The sequence below is a fragment of the Burkholderia sp. MSMB1589WGS genome, assembly GCF_001636105.1.
GTDB lineage: Bacteria > Pseudomonadota > Gammaproteobacteria > Burkholderiales > Burkholderiaceae > Burkholderia > Burkholderia humptydooensis.
Map to the genome: position 1 here is coordinate 956,251 of NZ_LNJT01000006.1, position 23,719 is coordinate 979,969.

Annotated in this window: 21 protein-coding genes and 1 pseudogene; 6 read left to right on the top strand and 16 right to left on the bottom strand. The window is 70.1% G+C overall.

From position 1 onward, the window contains the following. Positions 1-33 precede the first annotated feature (33 nt). Complete coding sequence (locus tag WT16_RS06645; protein ID WP_063532934.1) at positions 34-2,160, bottom strand: 3-hydroxyacyl-CoA dehydrogenase NAD-binding domain-containing protein; 2,127 nt, start codon at positions 2,158-2,160, stop codon at positions 34-36. Between the two features lie 158 nt (positions 2,161-2,318). Between WT16_RS06645 and WT16_RS06650 the strand changes: the two genes are divergently transcribed. Further along, entirely contained in the window at positions 2,319-3,221 is a 903-nt protein-coding gene (locus WT16_RS06650; RefSeq protein WP_009911141.1) for a LysR family transcriptional regulator, read from the top strand. Between the two features lie 87 nt (positions 3,222-3,308). Here WT16_RS06650 and WT16_RS06655 read toward each other — a convergent pair. Next, a pseudogene (locus WT16_RS06655) lies at positions 3,309-3,654 on the bottom strand (hypothetical protein). A 172-nt stretch (positions 3,655-3,826) separates the two neighbouring features. Here WT16_RS06655 and ggt point away from each other — a divergent pair. Further along, positions 3,827-5,719, top strand: a complete 1,893-nt coding sequence (ggt, locus tag WT16_RS06660; protein WP_063532935.1) for a gamma-glutamyltransferase — start codon at positions 3,827-3,829, stop codon at positions 5,717-5,719. 115 nt (positions 5,720-5,834) lie between these two features. Here the strand turns inward: ggt and WT16_RS06665 are convergent, their stop codons facing one another. After that, positions 5,835-6,749 carry a LysR family transcriptional regulator gene (locus WT16_RS06665; RefSeq protein ID WP_015601691.1) on the bottom strand — a complete coding sequence of 305 codons (915 nt, stop codon included), beginning with the start codon at positions 6,747-6,749 and terminating at the stop codon, positions 5,835-5,837. A 103-nt stretch (positions 6,750-6,852) separates the two neighbouring features. On the opposite strand from WT16_RS06665, the gene WT16_RS06670 reads away from it, so the two are divergent. Beyond that, the gene (locus tag WT16_RS06670) at positions 6,853-7,842 is read left to right on the top strand and encodes a zinc-dependent alcohol dehydrogenase family protein (RefSeq protein ID WP_063532936.1); all 990 of its coding nucleotides are present in this window, start codon (positions 6,853-6,855) and stop codon (positions 7,840-7,842) included. 161 nt (positions 7,843-8,003) lie between these two features. Here the strand turns inward: WT16_RS06670 and lipA are convergent, their stop codons facing one another. From lipA to WT16_RS06685, 3 genes are all read right to left on the bottom strand, one after another. Next, positions 8,004-8,993 (bottom strand): lipoyl synthase, encoded by a 990-nt coding sequence (gene lipA / locus WT16_RS06675; RefSeq protein ID WP_063532937.1) that lies wholly within the window; start codon positions 8,991-8,993, stop codon positions 8,004-8,006. Next, the gene (gene lipB, locus WT16_RS06680) at positions 8,986-9,774 is read right to left on the bottom strand and encodes a lipoyl(octanoyl) transferase LipB (protein ID WP_063532938.1); all 789 of its coding nucleotides are present in this window, start codon (positions 9,772-9,774) and stop codon (positions 8,986-8,988) included. Before lipB ends, lipA begins: the two co-directional genes overlap by 8 nt. Positions 9,775-9,861: 87 nt before the next feature. Then, a complete protein-coding gene (locus tag WT16_RS06685; protein ID WP_059932683.1) occupies positions 9,862-10,188 on the bottom strand; it encodes a DUF2917 domain-containing protein in 327 nt (108 codons plus the stop codon). 101 nt (positions 10,189-10,289) lie between these two features. On the opposite strand from WT16_RS06685, the gene WT16_RS06690 reads away from it, so the two are divergent. Continuing rightward, on the top strand, positions 10,290-11,252 hold the full coding sequence (locus WT16_RS06690) for a transcriptional regulator GcvA (protein WP_063532939.1): 963 nt from the start codon (positions 10,290-10,292) through the stop codon (positions 11,250-11,252). A gap of 10 nt (positions 11,253-11,262) precedes the next feature. On the opposite strand, the gene WT16_RS06695 is transcribed toward WT16_RS06690, so the two are convergent. From WT16_RS06695 to WT16_RS06740, 10 genes are all read right to left on the bottom strand, one after another. Next, entirely contained in the window at positions 11,263-11,571 is a 309-nt protein-coding gene (locus WT16_RS06695; RefSeq protein ID WP_004189266.1) for a YbeD family protein, read from the bottom strand. 33 nt (positions 11,572-11,604) lie between these two features. Next, the gene (locus tag WT16_RS06700) at positions 11,605-12,516 is read right to left on the bottom strand and encodes a D-amino acid aminotransferase (protein WP_006024379.1); all 912 of its coding nucleotides are present in this window, start codon (positions 12,514-12,516) and stop codon (positions 11,605-11,607) included. An 85-nt stretch (positions 12,517-12,601) separates the two neighbouring features. Further along, a complete protein-coding gene (locus WT16_RS06705) occupies positions 12,602-13,912 on the bottom strand; it encodes a D-alanyl-D-alanine carboxypeptidase family protein (RefSeq protein ID WP_063532940.1) in 1,311 nt (436 codons plus the stop codon). A gap of 239 nt (positions 13,913-14,151) precedes the next feature. Next, a complete protein-coding gene (locus WT16_RS06710; RefSeq protein ID WP_006024377.1) occupies positions 14,152-14,796 on the bottom strand; it encodes an alpha/beta hydrolase in 645 nt (214 codons plus the stop codon). Positions 14,797-14,830: 34 nt separating this feature from the next. Next, the gene (locus WT16_RS06715; protein ID WP_015601571.1) at positions 14,831-15,148 is read right to left on the bottom strand and encodes an NAD(P)H-dependent oxidoreductase subunit E; all 318 of its coding nucleotides are present in this window, start codon (positions 15,146-15,148) and stop codon (positions 14,831-14,833) included. A 152-nt stretch (positions 15,149-15,300) separates the two neighbouring features. Then, positions 15,301-16,512 carry a VanZ family protein gene (locus WT16_RS06720; protein ID WP_197486452.1) on the bottom strand — a complete coding sequence of 404 codons (1,212 nt, stop codon included), beginning with the start codon at positions 16,510-16,512 and terminating at the stop codon, positions 15,301-15,303. 43 nt (positions 16,513-16,555) lie between these two features. Then, positions 16,556-17,194, bottom strand: a complete 639-nt coding sequence (locus WT16_RS06725) for a PqiC family protein (protein WP_015602392.1) — start codon at positions 17,192-17,194, stop codon at positions 16,556-16,558. A gap of 18 nt (positions 17,195-17,212) precedes the next feature. Beyond that, positions 17,213-18,142, bottom strand: a complete 930-nt coding sequence (locus tag WT16_RS06730; RefSeq protein ID WP_006024373.1) for an MlaD family protein — start codon at positions 18,140-18,142, stop codon at positions 17,213-17,215. 25 nt (positions 18,143-18,167) lie between these two features. After that, positions 18,168-19,010 (bottom strand): ATP-binding cassette domain-containing protein, encoded by an 843-nt coding sequence (locus WT16_RS06735; protein WP_063532942.1) that lies wholly within the window; start codon positions 19,008-19,010, stop codon positions 18,168-18,170. Then, positions 19,007-20,131, bottom strand: coding sequence for an ABC transporter permease (locus tag WT16_RS06740; protein ID WP_063532943.1), 1,125 nt, complete (start codon positions 20,129-20,131; stop codon positions 19,007-19,009). Before WT16_RS06740 ends, WT16_RS06735 begins: the two co-directional genes overlap by 4 nt. 298 nt (positions 20,132-20,429) lie before the next feature. On the opposite strand from WT16_RS06740, the gene WT16_RS06745 reads away from it, so the two are divergent. Together WT16_RS06745 and WT16_RS06750 are read left to right on the top strand one after the other, a co-directional pair. Continuing rightward, positions 20,430-22,496 (top strand): bifunctional 2',3'-cyclic-nucleotide 2'-phosphodiesterase/3'-nucleotidase, encoded by a 2,067-nt coding sequence (locus WT16_RS06745; protein ID WP_063532944.1) that lies wholly within the window; start codon positions 20,430-20,432, stop codon positions 22,494-22,496. A gap of 75 nt (positions 22,497-22,571) precedes the next feature. Beyond that, on the top strand, positions 22,572-23,465 hold the full coding sequence (locus WT16_RS06750) for a tetratricopeptide repeat protein (RefSeq protein WP_059932695.1): 894 nt from the start codon (positions 22,572-22,574) through the stop codon (positions 23,463-23,465). Positions 23,466-23,719 lie beyond the last annotated feature (254 nt).

Sequence of the window (23,719 nt, forward strand, 5' to 3'; positions counted from 1 at the left end):
TGAAGGGCAACCGGCGGGCGACCGGGCGCGGCGTCAGTCGATGCGGTTCAGGCTCGCGAAGGTCTCGCCGCGCGCGACGAGATCGACGAGGAGCGGCGACGGCTTCCAGAAGACCGGGTCCTCGCTCGCGAACGCGCGAATGTCGGCGAGCACGTTCGCGAGGCCCATCGCGTCCGCGTAATGCATCGGGCCGCCGCGATGGCGCGGGAAGCCGTAGCCGTGCAGGAACACCGCGTCGACGTCGAGCGGGCGCAGCGCGATCCGCTCGTGCACGACGTTCGCGCCTTCGTTGATCATCGCGGCGAGATAGCGGCGCACGATCTCGTCATCGGTGAACGCGCGCGGGCTCACGCCCTTCTTCGCACGTTCTTCGGCGATGATCGCGTCCACTTCCGGGTCCGGCGTGCCGACGCGCGCGCCGTCCGGATACAGGTAGTAGCCGCGGCCCGTCTTCTGGCCGAACCAGCCGCGCTCGCAGAGGCGATCGCCGATCTCGACGTAGCGCAGCCGCGGATCGCGCGTCGGCGCGCGGCGCTTGCGCGTCGCCCAGCCGATGTCGCCGCCCGCGAGATCGACGACCTGGTACGGCCCCATCGGAAAGCCGAATTCGCGGATCGCGCGATCGATCCGATACGGCGACGCGCCGTCTTCCATCATGTAATCGGCGGCCGTCCGGTAGACGGCGAGCACGCGGTTGCCGATGAAGCCGTCGCACACGCCCGCGCGCACCGGAATCTTCTTGAGCTTCTTCGCGAGCTCGAACGCGGTCGCGACCACGTCCGCGCTCACCTTCGCCGGCACCACCACTTCGAGCAGCTTCATGATGTTCGCGGGCGAGAAGAAATGCAGGCCGATCACGTCCGGCGCGCGCTCGACGCTCGCGGCGAGTTCGTCGATGTCGAGATACGACGTGTTCGTCGCGAGCACCGCGCCCGGCTTGCACGCGCGCGCGAGTTCGGCGAACACGACCTTCTTGACCGCCATGTCCTCGAACACCGCCTCGATCACGACGTCGGCCTGCGCGAGCGCATCGTACGACGTGCCGCCCTTGAAGCGCGCGAGGCGCGCCGCCTGCGCGGCGGGCGTCATCCGGCCCTTCGCGACGAGGCCCGCGTAGACCTTCTCGACGTGCGCGCGGCCGCGCTCGAGCGACGCGTCGTCGCGCTCGATCATCGTCACCGGGAAGCCCGCGTCGAGCGCCGCGACCGCGATGCCCGCGCCCATCGTGCCGCCGCCGACCACGCCGATCCGCTCGATCGCGCGCGGCGCGGCGCGGCGCGTCTCCGGCGACTTCGCCGCCTCGCGCTCCGCGAAGAACGCATGCACGAGCCCCGCGCGCTGCGGGCTGTCGAGGCATTCGACGAACAGCCGGCGCTCGGTGCGCAGGCCCTCGTCGAACGGCTGCGCGAGCGCGGCGGCGACCGCGTCGACGATCTTCGCCGGCGAAAACAGGCCGCGCGACTTCTTCGCGACGTCGGCGCGCGCCGCGTCGAGCGCGGCTTCGGCCGCCGCGCGATCGGCGAGCCCTTGCGCGTCGCGCGTGCGGCGCGCGCTCGCGCCCGCCGCGAGCAGCTCGTGCACGTACGCGAGCCCTTCGGCGAGCGTGTCGTCGCTGTGCGCGAGACGATCGACGAGGCCGAGCGTCAATGCCTCCTCGGCCGGCGCGTGCCGGCCGCTCAGCATCAGCTCGAGCGCCGCCTTCGCGCCGACGAGGCGCGGCGTGCGCTGCGTGCCGCCCGCGCCGGGCAACAAGCCGAGCTGCACTTCGGGCAGGCCGAGCTTCGCGCCCGGCACCGCGATCCGGTAATGCGCGGCGAGCGCGATCTCGAGGCCGCCGCCCAGCGTCGCGCCGTGCAACGCGACGACGACGGGCTTGCCGCTCGCCTCGATCCGGTTGCATACGTCGGGCAACAACGGCGGCACGGGCGGCTTGCCGAATTCGCGGATGTCCGCGCCGGCGATGAAGTTGCGCCCGGCGCCGACGATCAGCACCGCGCAGACGGCGGCATCGGCGTCGGCCGCGTCGAGCGCGTCGACGAGGCCGCGCCGCACGCCGGCGGACAGCGCGTTGACGGGCGGATGGTCGATCGTGACGACGAGCACCTTGTCGCGCCGCTCGCGCGTGACGGCGCCGGGTGCGTGGGAAGCCTGCTGATTCATGTCTGTCGCTCCGTGCGGAATGCGCGCCTTCGCTCCATCGAGGGAAGCGCGGGGTTTGCCACGATTCTCGATTGATCCAGATTGATTGACAATTCCAGCATTCTTTAACAACCTGTCAAGCCGGTTTTGACAATTAACTGCTACACGCGGGCATGGCGATGGATCTGAATGCGCTCACGCTGCTCGTCGACATCCTCGACGCGGGCAATCTCAGCAAGGCGGCGCAGCGGCTCAAGATGAGCCGCGCGAACGTCAGCTACCGGCTCAACCAGTTGGAGAAGTCGATCGGGCTGCAGCTCGTGCGGCGCACGACGCGGCGCATCGAGCCGACCGAGGTCGGGTTGCGGCTCTACGAGCACGGCCGGCGAATCCAGAACGAGCTGCTCGCCGCGCGCGAGGCGTTGACGACGCTCGGCCAGGATCTGCAGGGGCGCGTGCGGCTGTCGGTGCCGAGCGGCTACGGGCAGCTCGTGATGTCGAACTGGCTGATCGCGTTCAAGCGGCTCTATCCGGGGATCGTGCTTGACGTCGTGTTCGAGAACCGCGTCGAGGATCTGATGCGCGACGAAGTCGACATCGCGGTGCGCGTGATGTCCGAGCCGCCGCAGAACCTTGTCGCGCGCGACATGGGCGCGGTGCGCTACGTCGCGTGCGCGTCGCCCGGCTTCGCCGCGACGCACGGCATGCCGACCGGGCTCGACCAGTTGTTCGACGCGCCCGTCATCACGTCGACGGTAGTCGGCCGGCAGTTGCGAGTGGCCGCGTACCTCGGCGACGAGCGGCACGAGGTGCTGCTCGAGCCAACGCTCATCTCCGAGAACTTCCTGTTCCTGCGGCAGGCGATCCTGGCCGGCCTCGGCGTCGGGATCGTGCCGGACTACGTCGTCCACGACGACGTGCGGCGCGGCGCGGTCGTCACCACGCTCGACGCGTACCGGCTCAGCATCTTCGGCACGCACATGTACATGCTGTACATGCCGAACCGCCATCACACGCGCGCGACGTCGACGTTCATCGACTTCGTGCTCGACGAGGCACGGAACGCCGGGCGCGGCGGGTGACGCGGCGCGCCCGGCGATGTCCGCCGATGTCCGGTCCGGCGCCGGGACGCAGGGCGGCCGCACGCCGGTGAATGGAATGGGCGAGGGTCAGCGCCGCGCGTCCGCGCGACGCATCGCGCGCCGGCGCCGCAGATGCACGAGCAGCGCGATCGCCCAGCCCGTCAGCAAAAGGCCGCCGACGGGCAGCGAACCGAGCATCAGCCATGCCGTGCACGCCCATCGCGTAAAGCGTCTCGCCGAAGTCGATGCCGCCGATCAGGCAAGGATGGACAGCGGCTTCGTTCAGCTCGCAGCCGGCCGCGTCGGCGACGATCCCGGCGGCCGCCACCGACAGCACGGGAAACAGCGCGATCACGAGGATCGCGGCGAGCGCGAATCCGTATGCGCGGACCAGCGCGCGCCGCGCGGCGGGCGGCGGACATCGCCGGGCCACCGTGGCAGTCGGCGGCAGTTCGAACCCGCGACGCTAAGGGTTTATTGTCGGATGACAAGCCGCTTCCGACGCGGCGACAATACCCCGCCCGCGGCGCCGCACGGGCGTTCGCATTTGCATGCGCATGCGCCGTCGTCGTCTTTCGTCGTCTTTCGTTCGCACCGAGGTATTCATGACCGACCGGATTCGTCCGCGCCCATCCCGCTCGCGGGCTGGCGCGATCGCCGCCGCCCTCTTCGCCGCCGCCGCCGCCGGATGCGCGAACGCGCCCGGCCCGGGCGCGCAGAACGCCGCCGCGTCGGCCTCGGCGGCAGCGTCGGCCTCGGCGGCTTCCGCGACGTCGGGCGACGAATCGCCGGCCGCGCCCGCCGAGCTGTCGAGCTGGGTCGACAAGCCGGGCTGGACCGCGCAGCGCGACATGATCGCGGCCGCGCATCCGCTCGCCGCGCAGGCCGGCCAGGAGATGCTGAAGGCGGGCGGCGCCGCCGTCGACGCGGCGATTGCCGCGCAGATGGTGCTGATGCTCGTCGAGCCGCAGGCGTCGGGCATCGGCGGCGGCGCGTTCCTGCTGCATGCGAACGGCAAGACAGTCGAAGCTTACGACGGCCGCGAGACCGCGCCCGCCGCCGCCACCGACCGGCTCTTCCACGATGCCGGCGGCAAGCCGCTGCCGCGCGCGGCGCTCGGCGCGCGCGCGGTCGGCGTGCCGGGCGTGCTGCGGATGCTCGAGCTCGCGCACCGCTCGCACGGCAAGCTGCCGTGGCGGCGCCTGTTCCAGCCCGCGATCCGGCTCGCCGAGCAAGGCTTTCCGCTCGGCCCGCGGCTGGCGGCGGCGCTCGCGAACGATCCGTCGCTCGCGAGCGATCCGGCCGCGCGCGCGTACTTCTACGACAGGAACGGCGCGCCGAAGCCCGCCGGCGCGACGCTGAGGAATCCCCAGCTCGCGGCGACGCTCAGGCTCGTCGCCGCGCACGGCGCGAACGCGTTCTATACGGGCGCGATCGCGCGCGACATCGTCGCGAAAGTCCGGCAGGCGCCGAATCCGGGCGTGCTGAGCGTGCAGGACCTCGCGCAATACCGCGCGAAAGCGCGCGAGCCGCTGTGCGCCGACTATCGCAAGTGGACCGTGTGCGGGATGCCGCCGCCGTCGGCGGGCGGGCTCGTCGTCGCGCAGATCCTCGGCCTGCTCGAAGCGCAGCCGGACTGGCGGCAGATCGGCGCGCAGAAGCCCGTGCGCAATGCGACAGGCGTCGAGCCGACGCCGTTCGCCGCGCATCTGTTCAGCGAGGCGGGCCGGCTCGCGTATGCGGACCGCGCGCAATACGTCGCCGATCCCGATTTCGTCGCGCCGCCCGGCGGCAACTGGAAGAGCCTCGTCGAGCGGCGCTACGTCGCCGAGCGCGCGCGGCTGATCGGCGATGCGAGCGCGGGCGCCGCGAGCGCCGGCTCGCCGTCCGGCCTGCCGCCCGCGTCCGCCGCCGACCGCGGCGCGGAGCCGCCGTCGGGATCGCAGATCACGGTCGTCGATCGCTACGGCAACGCCGCATCGATGACGTCGACGCTCGATGACCGCTTCGGCTCGCGACTGATGGTGCGCGGCTTCCTGCTCAACAGCCAGTTGCTCGACTTCTCGCCCGTGTCGGCCGAGCACGGCAAGCCGGTCGCGAATCGCGTGCAGCCGGCCAAGCGCGCGCGCTCGACGCTCGCGCCCGAGCTCGTGTTCGAGAAAGGCTCGCAGCGGCTGATGATGGCGCTCGGCTCGGCGGGCGGCGCATCCACCGCGAACGACGTCGCGAAGACGCTCGTCGGGATGATCGACTGGGGCATGACGATGCAGCAGGCGATCGCGCTGCCGAACTTCGGCTCGCGCAACGGGCCAACCGAGCTCGAGAAGGGGCGCGTGTCCGATGCGCTCGCCGATGCGCTGAAGGAGCGCGGGCACGACGTGCGCGTCGTCGAGCTGGGGTCGAGCCTGCAGGGGATTCAGCGGATCAACGTCGAGGGGCAGTCGGTGTGGTTCGGCGGCTCGGACCCGCGGCGCGACGGGATCGTCGCGGGCGATTGAGCGCTTCGCCGAGCGGTCCGCGCTTCGGAACGCAGGGGGAGCGCTCGCACGCCGCGCCCCGCCGCCCCCCGTTCGCCCGGCCCACCCGGCCTTACGCCGAACCTCGCGCCAAACCTCACGCCCGCCCGTCGCCCGCCCGTTCACCGAACCCCGCCATCACGGCGTCGATGAAGCTCCGCAGCTTCGGCGTCGGCTGCCGGTCGGGCGAATACAGCAAATGGATCGGCCGCGCGGGCGGCTCGTGGCCGGGCAACAGACGCACGAGCCGGCCCGCCGCGAGATCGTCGCGCACGAGTTCGGCCGGCTGCAGGATGATCCCGAGCCCGTCGAGCGCGGCCATCCGCAGCGCCGCGCCGTTGTTGACCGCGAGCCGGCTCCTCACGCGTACCGAATGCTGCTGCCCTTGCGCGCTCTCGAACGGCCATTCGAGCGCCGCCGGCTGCCCCGAATACGAAAACCCGAGGCATTCGTGCGCGGCCAGATCGGCAGGCGTGGCCGGCGTGCCGCGCTCGGCGAGATACGCGGGCGACGCGCACAGCACGAGCCGGTATGGCGCGAGCGGCCGCGCGATCAGCCCCGAGTCGGCGAGCGGCGCGATGCGGATCACCGCGTCGTAGCCTTCGTCGACGAAATCGACGACGCGATCGCTCAACGTCAGATCGACCCGCACCTCCGGATACGCGCGCAGGTACGACGCGAGCATCGGCATCAGGCAATGCACGCCGAAGCTGATCGGCGCGTTGATGCGCAGCGTGCCGCGCGGCGCGGCCATCAGGTTCGCGGCGAGCGCATCGACGGCCTGCGCCTCGGCCAGCACCGCGCGGCTGCGCTCGTAGAACGCGCGGCCGGCTTCAGTCAGGCTCTGGCGGCGCGTCGTGCGATTGATGAGCCGCATCCCGTAATGGGTCTCGAGAAAGCGCACGTGCTTGCCGACCATCTGCGACGACAGGCCGAGCGACGCGCCCGCCGCCGCGAACGAGCCTGTTTCCGCGGCCTTCACGAACACCGCCATGCTGGTGAGTCGATCCATAATTCGAAACTGTTTGTTTCAATAGATGATCCGGCTACGCGATTTATCGTCGAATCGGCGCGAATTATAGTGGGCTCACCGATTTTTCTCACGGAGATCCGATATGGCACGCATCGTTCGCATCCATCAAACCGGCGGCCCCGACGTCCTGCGCTTCGACGAAATCGCCCCCGCGCCGCCGGGACCAGGCGAAATCACGCTGCAAGTGAAGGCGCTCGGCCTGAACCGCGCCGAATCGATGTTCCGCTCGGGGCGCTATGTCGAGGACCCGGTCTTCCCGGCGCGGCTCGGCTACGAGGCGGCGGGCGTCGTCAGCGCGGTCGGCCCCGGCGTAACGGGCTTCGCGGCCGGCGATGCGGTCAGCATCGTGCCGCCGCTGTCGATCACGCGCTGGGGCACGTACGGCGAAGTCGCGACAGTGCCCGCCGCCGTCGCCGTCAAGCATCCCGCGTCGCTCGGCTGGACCGAGGCGGCCGCGGTGTGGATGCAGTACGTGACCGCGTGGGGCGCGCTGATCGACCTCGCGCGGATCGAGCGCGGCGACGCGGTCGTCATCACGGCGGCGTCGAGCAGCGTCGGCCTCGCGGCGATCCAGGTCGCGCGGATGGTCGGTGCGGTCGCGATTGCGACGACGCGCACCGACGCAAAGGCGCAGGCGCTGCGCGAGTTCGGCGCCGACCACGTGATCGTCACGCAGCGCGAGGATCCCGCCGCGCGCGTGCGCGAGATCACGGGCGGCGCGGGGGCGCGGGTCGCGTTCGATCCGGTGGCGGGCCCGATGCTGCCGCAACTGGCCGACGCGCTCGCGGTAGGCGGCATCGTGATCGAATACGGCGCGCTCGCAGCCGACCAGGCGCCCTTCCCGCTGTTCGCCGTGCTCGGCAAGATGCTGAGCGTGCACGGCTACCAGTACAAGCGCGTCGTCGGCGATCCGGCGAAGCTCGGCGCCGCGAAGCGCTTCGTGCTCGACGGGCTCGAGGCCGGCGCGCTCAAGCCGGTGATCGACCGCGTGTTCCCGCTCGAGCGAATCGCCGACGCGCACCGCTATCTGGAATCGAACGAGCAGTTCGGCAAGATCGTCGTCACGGTGTAGCGCCGGACGCACGAGCTTCGCCCGTTCGGACGCGACGGACGCGATCGGCGCGGCGGAATCCGCGAAGGTGGCGCGCAGCGCATCGCGTGCCACGCGCATGAAAAAACCGCAGCCTTCGCTGCGGTTTTTTCATTCGGCTGCCCGTCAGGCCGGCGGAGCGGTCAAACCACTCCGGCGCCGTGCGCCTGCTGATCGGCGTGATAGCTCGAGCGCACCATCGCGCCGACGGCCGCATGCGTGAAGCCCATCTTGTACGCCTCTTCCTCGTACATCCTGAACGTGTCCGGATGCACGTACTCGCGCACCGGCAGATGGTGCTCGGACGGCTGCAGGTATTGGCCGATCGTCAGCATGTCGACGTCGTGCGCGCGCAGATCCCTCATCACCTGCAGGATCTCGTCGGTCATCTCGCCGAGGCCGACCATCAGGCCCGACTTCGTCGCGACGTCCGGATGCAGCGCCTTGAAGTCCTTCAGCAGCTTCAGCGAGTGCGCGTAGTCCGAGCCGGGGCGCGCTTCCTTGTACAGGCGCGGCACCGTTTCGAGGTTGTGATTCATCACGTCGGGCGGCGCGGCGTTCAGGATCGAGATCGCGCGGTCGAGACGGCCGCGGAAGTCCGGCGTCAGGATCTCGATGCGCGTTTGCGGCGACTGCTCGCGCACTTCGCGGATGCACTCGACGAAGTGGCCGGCGCCGCCGTCGCGCAGGTCGTCGCGATCGACGCTCGTGATCACCACGTACTTGAGCTTGAGCGCCGCGATCGTGCGCGCGAGGTTCTTCGGCTCGTCGGCGTCGAGCGGATCGGGCCGGCCGTGGCCGACGTCGCAGAACGGGCAGCGGCGCGTGCACTTGTCGCCCATGATCATGAACGTCGCGGTGCCCTTGCCGAAACATTCGCCGATGTTCGGGCAGCTCGCTTCCTCGCACACGGTATGCAGGTTGTGCTCGCGCAGGATCGTCTTGATCTCGTTGAAGCGCGAACTGCCGGTGGCCGCCTTCACGCGGATCCATTCGGGCTTCTTCAGCTTCTCGATCGGGACGATCTTGATCGGAATGCGCGCGGTCTTCGCCTGCGCCTTCTGCTTGGCGGTCGGATCGTAGGCGGGCGCGGCCGGTTCGGCGGGTGCGGGGATAGCGGTAAGGTCAGTCATTCGATTGTTCCAGTGCCTGCGGCGGCAATGCGGCGGCCGCGGTTGCGCCGTCGAGGTTGGCGATCAGACGGCGCACGAGCGTCTGCGCAACCTCGTGCCAGTCGGCGGTCGCGCCGAGGCTCGCCATGTCGATCGTTTCGAGCCCCGCGTAGCCGCACGGGTTGATCGCGAGAAACGGGCGCAGATCCATCTTCACGTTGACGCTCAAACCGTGATAGCTGCAGCCGTTGCGGATCTTGAGACCGAGCGCGGCGATCTTCGCGCCCCGATGCGGCCCCGATTCCACGTAGATCCCGGGCGCGCCGGCCTTGCGGACCGACGCGAGATTATACGCCGCGAGCGTCTCGATCACGGCCTCTTCGATCCGCGTGACGAGCGTGCGCACCATCAGCTTGCGCCGCCTCAAGTCGACGAGCAGATACGCGACGATTTGCCCTGGGCCGTGGTACGTGATCTGCCCGCCTCGATCGACCTTCACGAGCGGCACGCCGCTGTCGGCGACGAGCAGGTGCGCCGGGTTGCCCGCCTGGCCGAGTGTATAGACGGGCGGATGCTCGACGACCCAGATCTCGTCGCCGGTGTCCGGCGTGCGCGCGTCGGTGAACGCGCGCATCGCGTCGAAACACGTGTCGTAGGGCGTCTCGCCGAGCCAGCGAACCGTGACGGGCGGCGTGACGGGCCGCGCGGTGGGAGGAGAATGCGGGGAAACGGACGCGGCGGCGTCGGGCGCGGCATGCGCGTCGGGAGCGGGAGGCACGATGGAAACCGGCGAGGCTGACATGGGCGGTAGTTTACCGAAAACCCATGCACCTCGCCGGTGCCGGATGGAGCCGGCCGCGCGGCGGCGCGCCGGCGGCCGGTGTGACGCTCAGACCGTGCGCCACCCGTCGCGAAAGAGCGCGACGAATCGCGCCGCGAGCCGCATGATGCCGGACACGGCCGCCTGCTGCGGCGGCACGATCATCGAGAACGACACGCACGCGCTCGTCGCGCCGTCGGCGCTCAGCCACAGGCGCTCGCCTCGCCGCAGCTTCAGCGTCTCGCCGGCGCACAGGAAATAATCGTGGACATCGTTGCTGCGCGTCGCCCAGACGGGCGCGCCCCGCACGGTGAGCCGCGTGCTGCGCGCGACCTTCATCGGCACCGTTTCGCCGGGCTGGATCTCGAACGTGATGCTTGAGGAAATCTCTTTCATGACAGCCTCCGCCAAAATTGCTTCAGTGGCTACAATCGTAGTTCCCACAAGGCTTTGCGCAAAACGATCGATTCTCACGTGCTTGTGAGAAAAACTAACCGATGACCGTCCGTCAACTGCCGATGCTGAACGCGCTGCGCGTGTTCGAGGCCGCCGCGCGGCACGAAAGCTTCTCGCGCGCGGCGAACGAGCTGTCCGTCACGCACGGCGCGGTCAGCCACCAGATGCGCGCGCTCGAAGCGGAGCTCGGCGTGCGGTTGTTCGTGCGCCACGGCAAGCGGCTCGCGCTGACGGAGGCGGGCGGCCGCTACGCGCAGCAGGTGCGCGCCGCGCTCACGCTCCTCGCCGACGCGACCCGCGAGATCCGCGCGACCGACCGGGACAAGCGGCTCGTCGTATCGACGCTGTCGTCGTTCGCCGCGCGCTGGATCACGCCGCGCATCGGCCCGTTCATCGAGCGGCATCCGGAGATCGACCTGGAGCTGCGGGCAAGCGATTCGCTCGTCGATTTCACGCGCGACGACGTCGACGTCGCGATCCGCTTCGGCTACGGCGTCTATCCGGGGCTGTACGTCGAGCCGCTCCTCGACGAGACGTTCTTCCCCGTCTGCGCGCCCACGCTCAACGGCGGCGTGCTGCCCGAGACGCCCGCCGATCTCGTCCGCTATCCGCTGCTGCGCTCGGACGACGAGCTGTGGCGGCCGTGGTTCGACGCGGCGGGCCTCGACACGCTGACCGAGCCGAAGCGCGGCGTGCTGTACCAGGATTCGTCGAATCTGCTGCAGGCGGCGATCGACGGCCAGGGCATCGCGCTCGTGCGGCGCTCGCTCGCGGTGCCCGAGGTGGCGGCGGGAAGGATCGTGCGGCTGTTCGACATCGCGGGGCCGAGCCCGTGGCACTACTTTTTCGTGTGCCCGCCGTCGCTCGCGCAGACGCCACGCGTGCAGGCGTTCAGGACCTGGCTGCTGGACGAGATCGCGCGCTTCAAGGCGCTGTGCGCGGCGCAGGAGGCGCGGCACGCGGCGGCCTATGCTGCCGCGCGTGCGCGAAAGGAAGAGGATTAGCGGCCGGCCGTCACAGCACGACCTTGACCATCGGGTGGCCCGTCAGCGCGCGGTAGATGTTGTCGAGCTGCGCCTGGCTCGTCGCGCGCACGGTGATCGTGAGGCCCGTGTAGTTGCCGCCGCTCGACGCGCGCTCCTCGATCTTCTCGAGATCGATCTCGTTGTCGTGCACGCTCACGACCTTGAAGATCGTGTCCTTGAACTCCGGATGCGCGCGGCCCATCACCTTGATCGGAAAGTCGCACGGAAATTCGAGCAGCGTTTCCTTGGGCGTTGCGATTTCGCCCGTCAGCTCGACGGTCTTGTTCGGTTCGGTCATGTCGTTTCTCCACGCGTCGGCGGGGCGGCCCGCTCAGGCGCTTTCCATCTCGCGCGCCTTCGCCCGCTGGTACGCGGCGTACAGCGCCTCGAACACCGGGCCCGGCTGGCCGCCCTGCACGGGCAGATCGTCGAGCAGGGTCACGGGCAGGATTTCCTTCGTCGCCGACGTGAGCAGGATCTCGTCGGCTGCACGCAGCTCCGCTTCGTTGATCTCGCGCGCGACGAAGCGGATCCCGCACTCCTCGGCGAGCTCCTCGACGAGCGCGTAGCGGATCCCTTCGAGAATCCTGTTGCTGCGCGGCGGCGCGATCAGCTCGCCGTTCTTCACGATCCACACGTTCGACGACGAGCCTTCCGTCACGTTGCCGTCGCGCAACTGGATCGTCTCGGTCGCGTCGTGTTCAACCGCATGCTGCGCCATCAGCACGTTGCCGAGCAGCGACACCGACTTGATGTCGCAATGCAGCCAGCGGCGATCCTCGGCCGTCACGCAGCGCACGCCTTGCGCGCGCTGCGCGTCGGTCGGCAGCACGAGCGGGCTCGCCATCGCGAACACGGTCGGCACCGCGTTCGCCGGAAACGCGTGGCCGCGCTTCGCGACGCCGCGCGTCACCTGGATGTAGACGATCGCGTGCTGGCCGTCTCCGAGCGCGGCCGCGTTCGCGCCGACGACCCGCGCGACGAGCGCGCGCCAGCCCGCTTCGTCGTGCGGATCGGCGATGCCGATCTTCTTCAGGCTGCGCGCAAGACGCGCGAGATGCTGCGCGATCCGGAACGGCGCGCGGCGCGCGCCGTCCGCGTAGACCGGCACGACTTCGTAGACGCCGTCGCCGAAGATGAAGCCGCGGTCGAGCACCGGCACGCGCGCTTCGGAAAGCGGCACCAGCTCCTCGCGCGAAGCGACGCTCAGATAGACGATCGGTTCGATGTCGGCTTGACTCATGGCGTTGAACGAATGACGAAAATCGTGACGGAAGGCGAATGCCTGCGGCGCCAGCGTGCCCGGCGCCGCAGGCGGTGCGGACAGCTTACTTCTTTTTGCTGAACATCAGCAGGATCGAATCCCAGATGCGGCCGAGGAGGCCCGCTTCCGGCACCGGCTGCAGCGCGACGACCGGGAATTCCGCCACCGTCTTGCCGTCGGCGACGAGCTTCACCGAGCCGACCGCCTGGCCGTCCGCGAGCGGCGCGATGAGCGGCGCGTTCAGCGCGACTTCCGGCTTCACCTTGTCCGCCAGGCCGCGCGGCACGGTGATGAACTGGTCCTTCTTCACGCCGACCTGCACGTTGTTGCTCTTGCCCTTGTAGACGCGCGGCGTGTCGATCGGCTGGCCGGCCTTGTACAGGCGCACCGAATCGAACGCGGTGTAGCCGTAGCTCAGCATCTTCATGCTGTCCTGCACGCGGTCGCTCTCCTTCGTCTCGCCCATCATCACGGTGACGAGGCGGCGCGTCGCGTCGGCCGCGCCCGGCAGCGAGCGCTTCGCCGACGCGATCAGGCAGTAGCCCGCCGCCTGCGTGTGGCCGGTCTTCAGGCCGTCGACAGTCGGATCGAGCCACAGCAGCCGGTTGCGGTTCGGCTGCTTGATGTTGTTGTACGCGAATTCCTTGACCGAGAAGATGTTGTAGTAATCCGGATAGTCGCGGATCAGGTGCGTCGACAGCTTCGCCAGGTCGCCCGCCGTCGTGTAGTGATTCGGGTCGGGCATTCCGTTCACGTCGGCGAAGTGCGTGTTCGTCATCCCGAGGCGCTGCGCCTGCGCGTTCATCATGTTGACGAACTGCCCTTCGCTGCCGCCGACGAGCTCGGCGAGCGCGATCGCCGCGTCGTTGCCCGACTGGATGATCATCCCGTAGACGAGGTCGTGCACGCTGACGGGCTTGTTCGCCTCGATGAACATCCGCGATTCGTCGCGGCCGACGCGGCGCACCGCTTCGCCCGGCGTGACGATCTGCTCCATCGTGATCTTTTTCGAATCGAGCGCCTCGAACACGAGGTAGGCCGTCATCAGCTTCGTGAGCGACGCGGGCTCGACGCGCTCGTCGGCGTTGCCGGACGCGAGCACCTGATTGCTCGACGCATCGACGAGCACCCACGAGCGCGCGTTCACGCCGGGCGGCGGCACCGCGCCCGGCACGTACGTGGCGGGCGCGCCCGTCGGCGCGGCGGCGGCCGGCGCGGCCGCGTGCTTCGCCTTGGCGGCGGGCTTTGCCTGCGCGACGGCGATCGTCGACACGAGCGCGGCGGGCAGCACGATGCCGAGCGCGACGTTACGCGCGGCGACGGCGATGGCGGTGGAGGAAGCGAGTGACGTGAGGCCGAAGGAAGACAGACGCATATCGATTCAGGCTGATGGCAGAAATGGCAGCGCGCACGGGGCGCGCGGTTGAAGGGCCGGTCGGCGGCGTTCCGGCGGCATGTCAGGGAACGAAGGCTCGCGAAACGCGCCGATTGGACAGGCGGCGGCGCGATCGGTTCGCAGAGCGAAAAGCGGCGCGGCGGCCTGCACGGCGCATCGGACGTCCGTGCGGACGGGCCGACGCAAAACCTGGCCATTATACGGAAGTTCGCCGCCCGTCAGCGCCACGCGCCGACGACGACGCGCTTCAGGATATGCAGCTTGCGATGGAAGAAATGCTCGGCGCCCGGAATCACGACGACGGGCAGCTCCTGCGGACGCGCCCAGTCGTAGACCGATGCGATCGGCACCGTGTCGTCGTTCTCGCCGTGGATCACGATCGTGTCTTCCGGCACGTCGGCGACTTGCCAGCGGCTCGCCGCCGTGCCGACGAACACCATCCGCTCGATCGCCTGCCCCGCGTCGCGCAGCCGCTTGCCGACGTGCGACAGCACGAACGTGCCGAACGAGAAGCCGGCGAGCACGATCGGCAGCTCCGCGTGGCCGGGCAGCGCGCGCATGTGCGCGAGCACCGCGAGCAGATCGTCGACTTCGCCCGCGCCGTTGTCGTGCTCGCCCTCGGTCGCGCCGACGCCGCGAAAATTCGAGCGGATCACCGCGTAGTTCAACTGGACGAAGATGCGCGCGAGCGTCTGCGCGACCTTGTTGTCCATCGTGCCGCCGAAGAGCGGATGCGGATGCGCGACGAGCGCGATCCCGCGCGGCGCGGCCGAGCCGTCGCGCACGGCGTCGGGCAGGTCGATCGCGATCTCGATGTTGCCGACGGGGCCGGCGACCAGGGACTTCTGGGTATGGGCGTTCATGCGACAGCGTGTGGGGCGATTCGAAAAACCGTGCTCAAATTCTCAGGCGCTCGACGACCTGGCCGTCGCGCAGATGCGATTCGACGATTTCGTCGATGTCGCTCTTGTCGACGTACGTGTACCAGGTGCCTTCCGGATAGACGACGACGACAGGGCCTTCCTCGCAGCGGTCGAGGCAGCCCGCCTTGTTGACGCGCACCTTGCCCGCGCCCGCGAGGCCGAGCTCCTTGACGCGCTTCTTCGCGTATTCCTGCATCTCCTGCGCGCCGCAGTTCGCGCAGCTCGGGCGCTCGGCGTCCTTTTCGCGCTGGTTCAGGCAGAAGAAGACGTGGTGTCGATAGTAGGGATCCATGATGTGGCCCATTGCGTGCGGACGCCGCGTGAGCGCCCGGCATTATTGGACAGAAACCCGGACAGCAACTCGAACAGAAACCCGGATTGAAACTCGGATTGAAACGATCGGCCGGCATCGGCAGGCAGGTCGCGGCCGGTAGTCGTGGCCGATTATAGCGACCGGCGCCGTTTGCCGCTGGCGCCGCGCGAAGCGCCCGCCCCGCGCTTCGCGAGCCACGCGCGCTCCGCGCGGCCGGCAAGCCAGACGAGCGCCGCGTACGGCCAGATCCACGCGAGCCAGCGCGCGATGCTGTTGAAGTGCACGTAGCGGCCCTGCTGCCAGCCGGACAGCGCGAAATCGAAGAACGGATTGACGGGCAGCACGTTGACGAGCACGAGCGCGACGGCGAGCGCGGCCGCCGCGAGCGCCGCGCGCCATGCGCCCGGCAGCCGCAGCGCGACGAGCGCGGCGACGAGGCCCGCCGCGATGCCGCGCAGCGCGCCGGGCGTCGCCCAGTCGAACACGAGCCCCGTGTGCGACTGCATGAACGTCGCGGCCGCCTTCAGCGCGAGCGCGAGCGCGGTGAAGCCGACGACGAGCCGCACGCGCGGCGCGCGCACGCGCATCGCGAGCGACGCCACCGCGAGCGCCGCGAACAGGCCGAGCGCGGCGAGCAGCGTCTCCCATGCGGAATCGGACAGGAGGCCGTCGAGCCGGTCCGGCCACGCGGGCACGTTCCACGCGCCGGGCGCCCATGCGAGGAGCGCGCCGCGCATCGACACGTCGGCGCGCTCCCACAGCTCGCTCGGCCAGTCGCCGATGCCGAACAGGAACGGCGACGGAAACAGGATCGCGCCCGCCCACAGCGCGGTGAGAAAGAGCGGCGTCGGCGCGTCGCGCTCGAACCACGCGAAGCGCACGCGCCGCACGACGCCGCGCTCGATCAGCGCGGTCGCGGCGGGCGCGGCCGCCGCCGCGCCGACGAGCGCGCCGAGCGCGTTCGCCGCGAGATCGAGATTCGACGACACGCGCGTCGGCAGGTAGGTTTGCAGCGCCTCCATCGCGCCCGACAGCAGCGCGCCCGCGAGCGTCGCGGCGAGCACGGCCGGCACGCCGCGCAGCGGATAGAGCGCGAGCACCGCGAGCGCGCCGAACGGCAGATAGCCGATCACGTTGCTGACGACGTCGAACGCGGTCAGATAGCGCGGCAGCGGCGCGAGCAGATAGTCGAACGGGCCGATGCCGAGCGAGCGCCAGCCCGTGAACGGATAGAGCGACGCATAGACGACGAGCGCCGCGTAGACGGCGAACGCCTGACGCGCGAGCGTCGACTGGCGACGCTGCCGGCGCGCGGCGGGCGTCATCCCGGCGGCGCCGGGCACGGCGCGGCACGCGTCATCCCGGCGGCGGCGCGCGCGGCGGCGTTCATGGCGCGGCCGCGTAAGCCTGGACGCCGAGCCACGCGACGATCTGCGCGACGAGCTCGTCGCTCGCCGAGGCGAGCGCCTGCGCGCCGCCCGCCGCATCCGGCGTGCTCGCCGGCGCGCGCGACACGAACGTGCGCTGGCCGAGCACCCGGCCGTCCTGTGTGAGCGTCGCGCGCGCAGTGACGGCCGCGTGGCTCTCCGAGCGGCCGTCGAACACCTGCTCGAACTCGGACAGCTCGACCTTCAGCACCGGCGCGCGCACGCCGTCGCCACCCTCGAGCACCGCGCCGCGCAGCGACAGCGCGCCGCGCAGCCGCTGCGTCAGCAACTGCGCGGGCGGCGCGGTCCATTTGCTGTCGCGGTAGACGGCGATCCGCTGCGCGTCCGCATACGCGAGCCGGTAGACGAAGCGGTCCGAGTTGAGCGCGTCGGGCGCGCTCACGTCGAGCACCTTGAGCGCGGGCCCCGCGCCCGCCGACGCGGCCGGCTGCGCCGGACCGAGGTCGTAGCGGATGTTCGTGAGCGCGGCGGGCGTGCCCGCGCAGCCGCTCGCGCCCGCGATCGCGAGCGCCGCGGCGAGTGCGAGCGCCGGACGGCCGCGGCGGAACAATGAACCTGACATGAAGTGTGCGTGCATCGCGAATTCCAGAAAAACTTATTGGGCAGGCGTGGCGCCCGGCCACACGAATCCCGACTCGCCCGGGCCCGGCTCCGCCGCCGGCGCGCCGAACAGCAGGCTGCGCGGATTGCGGCCGACGTCGCCCGCGACGTCCTTCAGCGTGCGCGACGTGTCGCCGACGTTCGTCGCGAGCGCGTTGAAGCGCGGCAGCGTGTCGTAGCGCACGCGCGCGCTCAGCTCGGCAAGCGTGTCGTTCATCGACGCGAGCGCCTGCCCCGCGCGGTTCAGGTTCGCGACGAGCGGCCCGCCCGGCGCGACGAGCGCGTTCGCCGAGCCGAGCGCGCGGTTCACGTGCGCCATCGTCTGCGGCATCTGTGCGAGCGCGGGCTCGACCTGCTTCGACAGTTGCGTGATGCCGTCGGCCGCGTGCTGCATGCTCGCCGCGGTCGCCTTCAACTGGCCGCGCATCTCGGGCGACAGCATCTCGTTCACGCTCTTCGCGGCGATCTCCATCTGCTTGAGCAGCACGTCGCCGCGCTGCTGGAGCTGGTCGAACAGGCTCGGGCGCATCGGGATCTGCGCGACCGCCTTCGCCGACGTCGGCAGCGGCGCGAGATCGGCGCCCGTGTCGTCTAGCTGCACGAACGCGATGCCCGTCACGCCCTGGAAGCCGAGGCTGCCGAATGTCGAGCGCGTGATCGGCGCGTTCGTGTCGACGAGGATGCGGATCACGATCTGGCCCGGATGGCCGCGATCGAAGTTGATCGACTGCACCTTGCCGACGTCGAGCCCGCGATAGCGGACGGCCGCGTCGGGAAAGAGCCCCGTCACGTTCGAGCGCGACACGAGATCGTACGGCGCGCGCACCGTGCGATCGACGTTGAACCAGTAGACCGCGCCGACGATCGCGGCGAGCAGCGCGATCGTGAAGAGGCCGGCCCAGAACGCGTGTGATTTGTTTTCCATGCGGGGGTTCCCTCGTGTTCCTCGACTACAGCTCGACGTCCGACGGCGCCGGCTCGAGCGCGGCCTTCGGCAGGCGCGCGCGACGCTCGGGCGGCAGCGCCTGCAGCGCGCGGCGGCCGCGCCGGCCGAGAAAGTATTCGCGGATGAACGGATGATCGACGCCCGCCGCCACCTCGACGCTCGCCGCGACGAGCACCTTGCGCTCCGCGATCACCGCGACGCGCGTCGACAGCGCGACCATCGTGTCGAGATCGTGCGTGACCATCACGACGGTCAGGCCGAGCGTGCGATGCAGCGTCGCGATCAGCTCGACGAACTCGTCGGACGCGCCGGGGTCGAGCCCCGCCGTCGGCTCGTCGAGGAACAGCAGCTCCGGCTCGAGCGCGATCGCGCGCGCGATCCCGACCCGCTTGACCATCCCGCCCGACAGCGTAGCCGGCATCTTCGACGCATGCTTGCACGGCAGCCCGACCATCTCGAGCTTGAGCATCACGATGTCGTGCAGCAGATCTTCCGGCACGCGGCCGAGCTCGCGCAGCGGCTGCGCGACGTTGTCGAACACGGTCATCGACGAGAACAGCGCGCCGTGCTGGAACAGCATGCCCGAGCGGCTGCGCATCACGCGCGCGGTGTCGGCGTCGATCTTCGAGGTGTCCTCGCCGAACACCCTGATCGTGCCGGCGCTCGGCCGCTCGAGCCCGAGGATCTGCCGCACGAGCGTCGTCTTGCCCGAGCCCGAGCCGCCGACGATCGACACGATCTCGCCCGCGCGCACGTCGAAGTCGAGATGTTCGTGGACGACGTTGCGCCCATAGCGCTTCGTCAGGTCGCGCACCTCGATCACGAAATCGTCGTCGCGCGCACTCATCCGAGCCCCACGTTCTGGAAAAGGATCGCGAACACCGCGTCGGCGAGGATCACGACGGTGATCGACGTGACGACGGACGTCGTCGTCCCTTCGCCGAGGCTCTGCGAATTCGCCTTGATCCGGAAGCCGAAGTGGCACGCGACGAGCGCGATCAGCATCCCGAACACGACGCCCTTGCCGAGCCCGATGAACAGGTTCGCGATCGGCACGACGGACGGCAGCGAGCGCACGAAGAAGTTCAGGTCGATGCCGAGCACGAACTTCGCGGCGAGCGCGCCGCCCGTGAGCGCGATGACGTTGGTCCACATCACGAGGAGCGGCATCGCGACGCCGAGCGCGAGCACGCGCGGCAGCGTGATCCGCAGGCCGTGCGGAATGCCCATCACGCGCATCGCGTCGAGCTCTTCCGTCACGCGCATCACGCCGATCTGCGCGGTGATCGCGGAGCCCGAGCGGCCCGCGACGAGGATCGCCGACAGCACCGGTCCGAGCTCGCGGATCACCGAGAGGCCGAGGATGTTGACGATGTAGCGGTTCGCGCCGAACAGTTGCAACTGCTGCGCGGACAGATACGACAGCACGATGCCGATCAGGAATGCGACGAGCGCCGTGATCGGCAGCGCCTTGGCGCCCGCCGCGTAGACGTTCGCGGAAATCTCCGTCCACGGCATCGTGCGCGGCCGGCGCAGCACCGACAGCAGATCGACGATCAGGCCGCCGAGCAGCGCGATGCCGCCGTACAGGTGCTCGCCGAACGTCAAGAGGCCCTGGCCGAAGCGCGTGACGGGATCGATCCGCACGACGGGCTCGGGCGCCTCGCGGCCCGCGTCGAGCCGCTCGATGCGCTCGAACACGATCCGCTGGGTGTCGGTGAGCGCGATCCCGGCGGGCAGCCTGCGGCCCCACACGCGCCACAGCGCCTGGCCGCCGACGTGGTCGAGCCGGTCGACGCCCGACAGGTCCCACTCGCCGACGGACTCTTTCGCGAGCCGGGCGATCCGGCGCGCGACGTTGCCGCGGTCGCGCGCGAGCGCGAGCGCCGTCCACTGGCCGGACAGGCGCACGGTCTGGCCTTGGCTGCCGGCGTCGACCGACAGGCCGGGAGGAGTCTGGAAGTTCAAGGGCGATTTTGCAAAACGGTGACAGCGGCCATTGTAGCGAACCGCTTCGCCGCGCGAAGTCTCGTTTCGCCCGGCCGCCCGGCGCGGCGCGCGCGAGGCGCGCGGCCCGCACCGGCGGCTCCCGCGCCGCGCAAGCTTCCGGTATGCTTTCCGCGCGCCTTCCGGTCAGCCTTCCGCAAGCTTTCATTCTTCGGTCACGTTTCCTTTCGATACTCTCACGCGCTGCATGCCAGGCCGCCGGCGCATGCGCCGCTCACGCCATCCCCGGCTCAACGGAAACAGAACAGGAAAAATCCCGATGCCATCCCCCTTGCGTTTTCGCCGGCGGCGCCTAGCCGCCGCCCTCGTCGCGTGCGCGGCGCTCGTCGCCGGCTGCAACGACGACGTCGACTCATCGCAGCCCCCCGCGTCGTCCGACGCGCAGGCCCCCGCCGGCACGAAGGCGACGCTCGCCTTGCTCGAGACGACCGATCTGCACACGAACGTGCTGTCGTACGATTACTTCAAGCTCGCGGCGGACAAGTCGCTCGGTTTCGAGCGCGTCGCGACGCTGATCGCGCAGGCGCGCGCGCAATACCCGAACACGCTGCTGCTCGACAACGGCGACACGATCCAGGGCACGGCGCTCGCCGACTACCAGGCGCTCGTGAAGCCCGTGTCGTGCAGCGAGACGCTCGCGATCTACAAGGTGATGAACGCGGCGAAGTTCGACGGCGGCGGCATCGGCAATCACGAATTCAACTACGGACTGCCGTACCTGTCGCAGGTGACGGGCAACGCGTTCGCCGTCGACGGCCTGCCCGATCCGGCGCAGCAGAAGAAATGCGCGGGCCCGGGCTTCCCGCAGGTGCTCGCGAACGTGATCAGCGCGAAGACGAACGCGCCCCTCTTCACGCCGTACACGATCCTCACGAAGACCATCACCGCGACGACGCCTGACGGCCACACGATCACGGCGCCCGTGAAGGTCGGCATCATCGGCTTCACGCCGCCCGCGATCATGAGCTGGGACAAGCGCTGGCTCGACGGCAAGGTCTACACGACGGGCCTGAAGGAAGCGGCCGAGAAGTACATCCCCGAGATGCGCGCGAAGGGCGCGGACCTCGTCGTTGCGATCTCGCACGGCGGCCTCGACAACTCGCCGTACTCGCCGACGATGGAAAACGGCAGTTGGTGGCTGTCCACCGTGCCCGGCATCGACGCGATGCTGATCGGCCACTCGCACCAGGTGTTCCCCGACGCGACGAGCACGGTCGCGCAGTTCAACCTGCCGGGCGTCGACAAGGCGAAGGGCACGGTCAACGGCGTGCCGACCGTGATGGCGAACTACTGGGGCAAGCACCTCGGCGTGATCAAGCTCGGCCTCGCGTTCGACGGCAAGACGTGGAGCGTCGACAAATCGCAGACGAGCGTCGAGGCGCGCTCGATCCAGAATCCGGACAAGAGCTACGTCGCCGCCGATCCGTCGGTGGCCGCGGCGATCGCGGCCGAGCATCAGGCGACGATCGACTACGTGAAGACGCCGATCGGCAGCACCGACTACCGGATGACCAGCTATTTCGCGGACGTGGGCGACCCGGGCGCGATCCGGATCGTCAACGAGGCGCAGGCCGACTACGTCGCGAGCTACGTGCAGGCGAACCTGCCGCAGTACGCGTCGCTGCCGGTGCTGTCGGTGAGCGCGCCGTTCAAGAGCGGCTTCGGCGGCGGCAACGACTTCACCGACGTCGCGGCGGGCGCGCTCGCGATCAACAACGCGGCCGACCTCTACCTGTATCCGAACACGGTCTACGCGGTGAAGGCGAGCGGCGCGGACATCAAGAACTGGCTCGAGACCGCGGCGAAGCGCTTCAACACGATCGATCCGACGAAGGCGACCGTGCAGAAGCTCGTGAGTTCGTTCCCCGGCTACAACTTCGACATGTTCACGTCCGCCGATCTGCGCTACGAGATCGACGTCACGCAGGCGGTCGGCAGCCGGATCAGGAACCTCGTGTACAAGGGCGCGCCGATCGATCCGAATGCGCAGTTCATCGTCGCGACGAACAACTACCGCGCGAGCGGCGGCGGCAACTTCCCGGGCCTCGACGGCAGCAAGACGATCTTCGCGTCGCCCGACGCGAACCGCGACGTGCTGATCGCGTACATCAAGAAACGCGGCCAGATCACGCGCGCGGCGGACGGCATGCAGCGTAGCTGGCGCTTCACGAAGCTCGCGGGCTCGATCGCGCACGTGCAGTTCGCATCGGCGCCGAACCTCGTCGCGCTCGCGAACGCCGCGAGCGTCGCGGGCATCACACAGGTCGCGGCCGACGACGGCTCCGGCAAGGGGCTCGCGACTTACGAGATCGATCTGACGCAATGACGGAGCGGGCGGCGCGCCCCGCCAAGACGCGCCGCGCGCCGCCCCGCCCGTCGACCCTGAAACCGATTCACCTCGATGATGAACGCGACCAAGAATCTGCTCTCGACTCATGCTCAAGCCGCGACGCCGCCCGATGGCGCCCGTCGCCCATCGCCGCTGCGGCGCCTGCTGCGCGCGACGCTGTCGCCCGTCGGCATGCTCGCCGTCGCGGCGGCGCTCGCGGCGGGTGTCGCCGCAACGGACCGGATCGGGCGCCCGGCGTCCGGCGCGCCGGGCGTCACCCGCGCGCAACTCGACGAATGGCGCGCGATGGTCGAACAGGCGGCCGAGCCGAACGCGCTCGGCCGCCTGCGCGCGCTCGCGCGGCGCGGCTCGACCGACGCGCAATCGGCGCTCGGCCTTGCGCTCGCCGGCTCGCGCGATCTCGCGCTGCGCGACGAAGGCAGGCGCTGGCTCGAAACGGCCGCGCACGCGAACCCGGCCGGCCGCGCGCCGACGAGCGCCGGCGTGCGCGACGCGCGCCTCGCGCTCGGCAAGGCTTGGCTGCTCGGCACGGGCGGCGTCGCGCGCGACTACCCGCGCGCGCTCGCGATGCTGCGCCCGCTCGCCGCCGCGGGCGATCCGAACGCCGCGTACTACGTCGGCCTCATCTACCGCAGCGGCTACGGCACGCCCGCCGATCCGACCGAGGCGGCCCGCTGGTTCGAGCTTGCCGCGCGGCACGACATCGCGGCCGCGCAGTTCATGCTCGCGAACGCTTACCGCGACGGCAGCGGCGTGCATCGCGACGAAGCGCGCGCGCTCGCGCTGTACCGGCAGGCCGCCGACCACGAGCTGCCGGAAGCGGTGCAAACGCTCGCGATCGCATACCGCAACGGCGAGCTCGGGCTGCCGCGCGATCCCGACGCGTTCCATGCGCAGTGGATCGAGGCCGCGCACGCGCTCAAGCATCCGGCGCTCGCGCCTTGAGCGGGCGGTGACGGCGGAGCGGGGCGGTGACGGCGGGGCGGTGACGGGCAACGACGGGTAGCGGGCAGCGAATGACAGGTAGCGGATGGCGAGTGGCGGTGACAGGTGACGGCCCGCCGCCGTGAGCGCGCGCCGCGACGCAGCGCCGCCCGTGCGCGGCTATGATGGGCGCATCGCCGACGAACCCGCGCACGGACGCGATCCGCCCTCCCCGTCAAGCGACGGGACCATCGAACATTACGCTGGCAACCGTC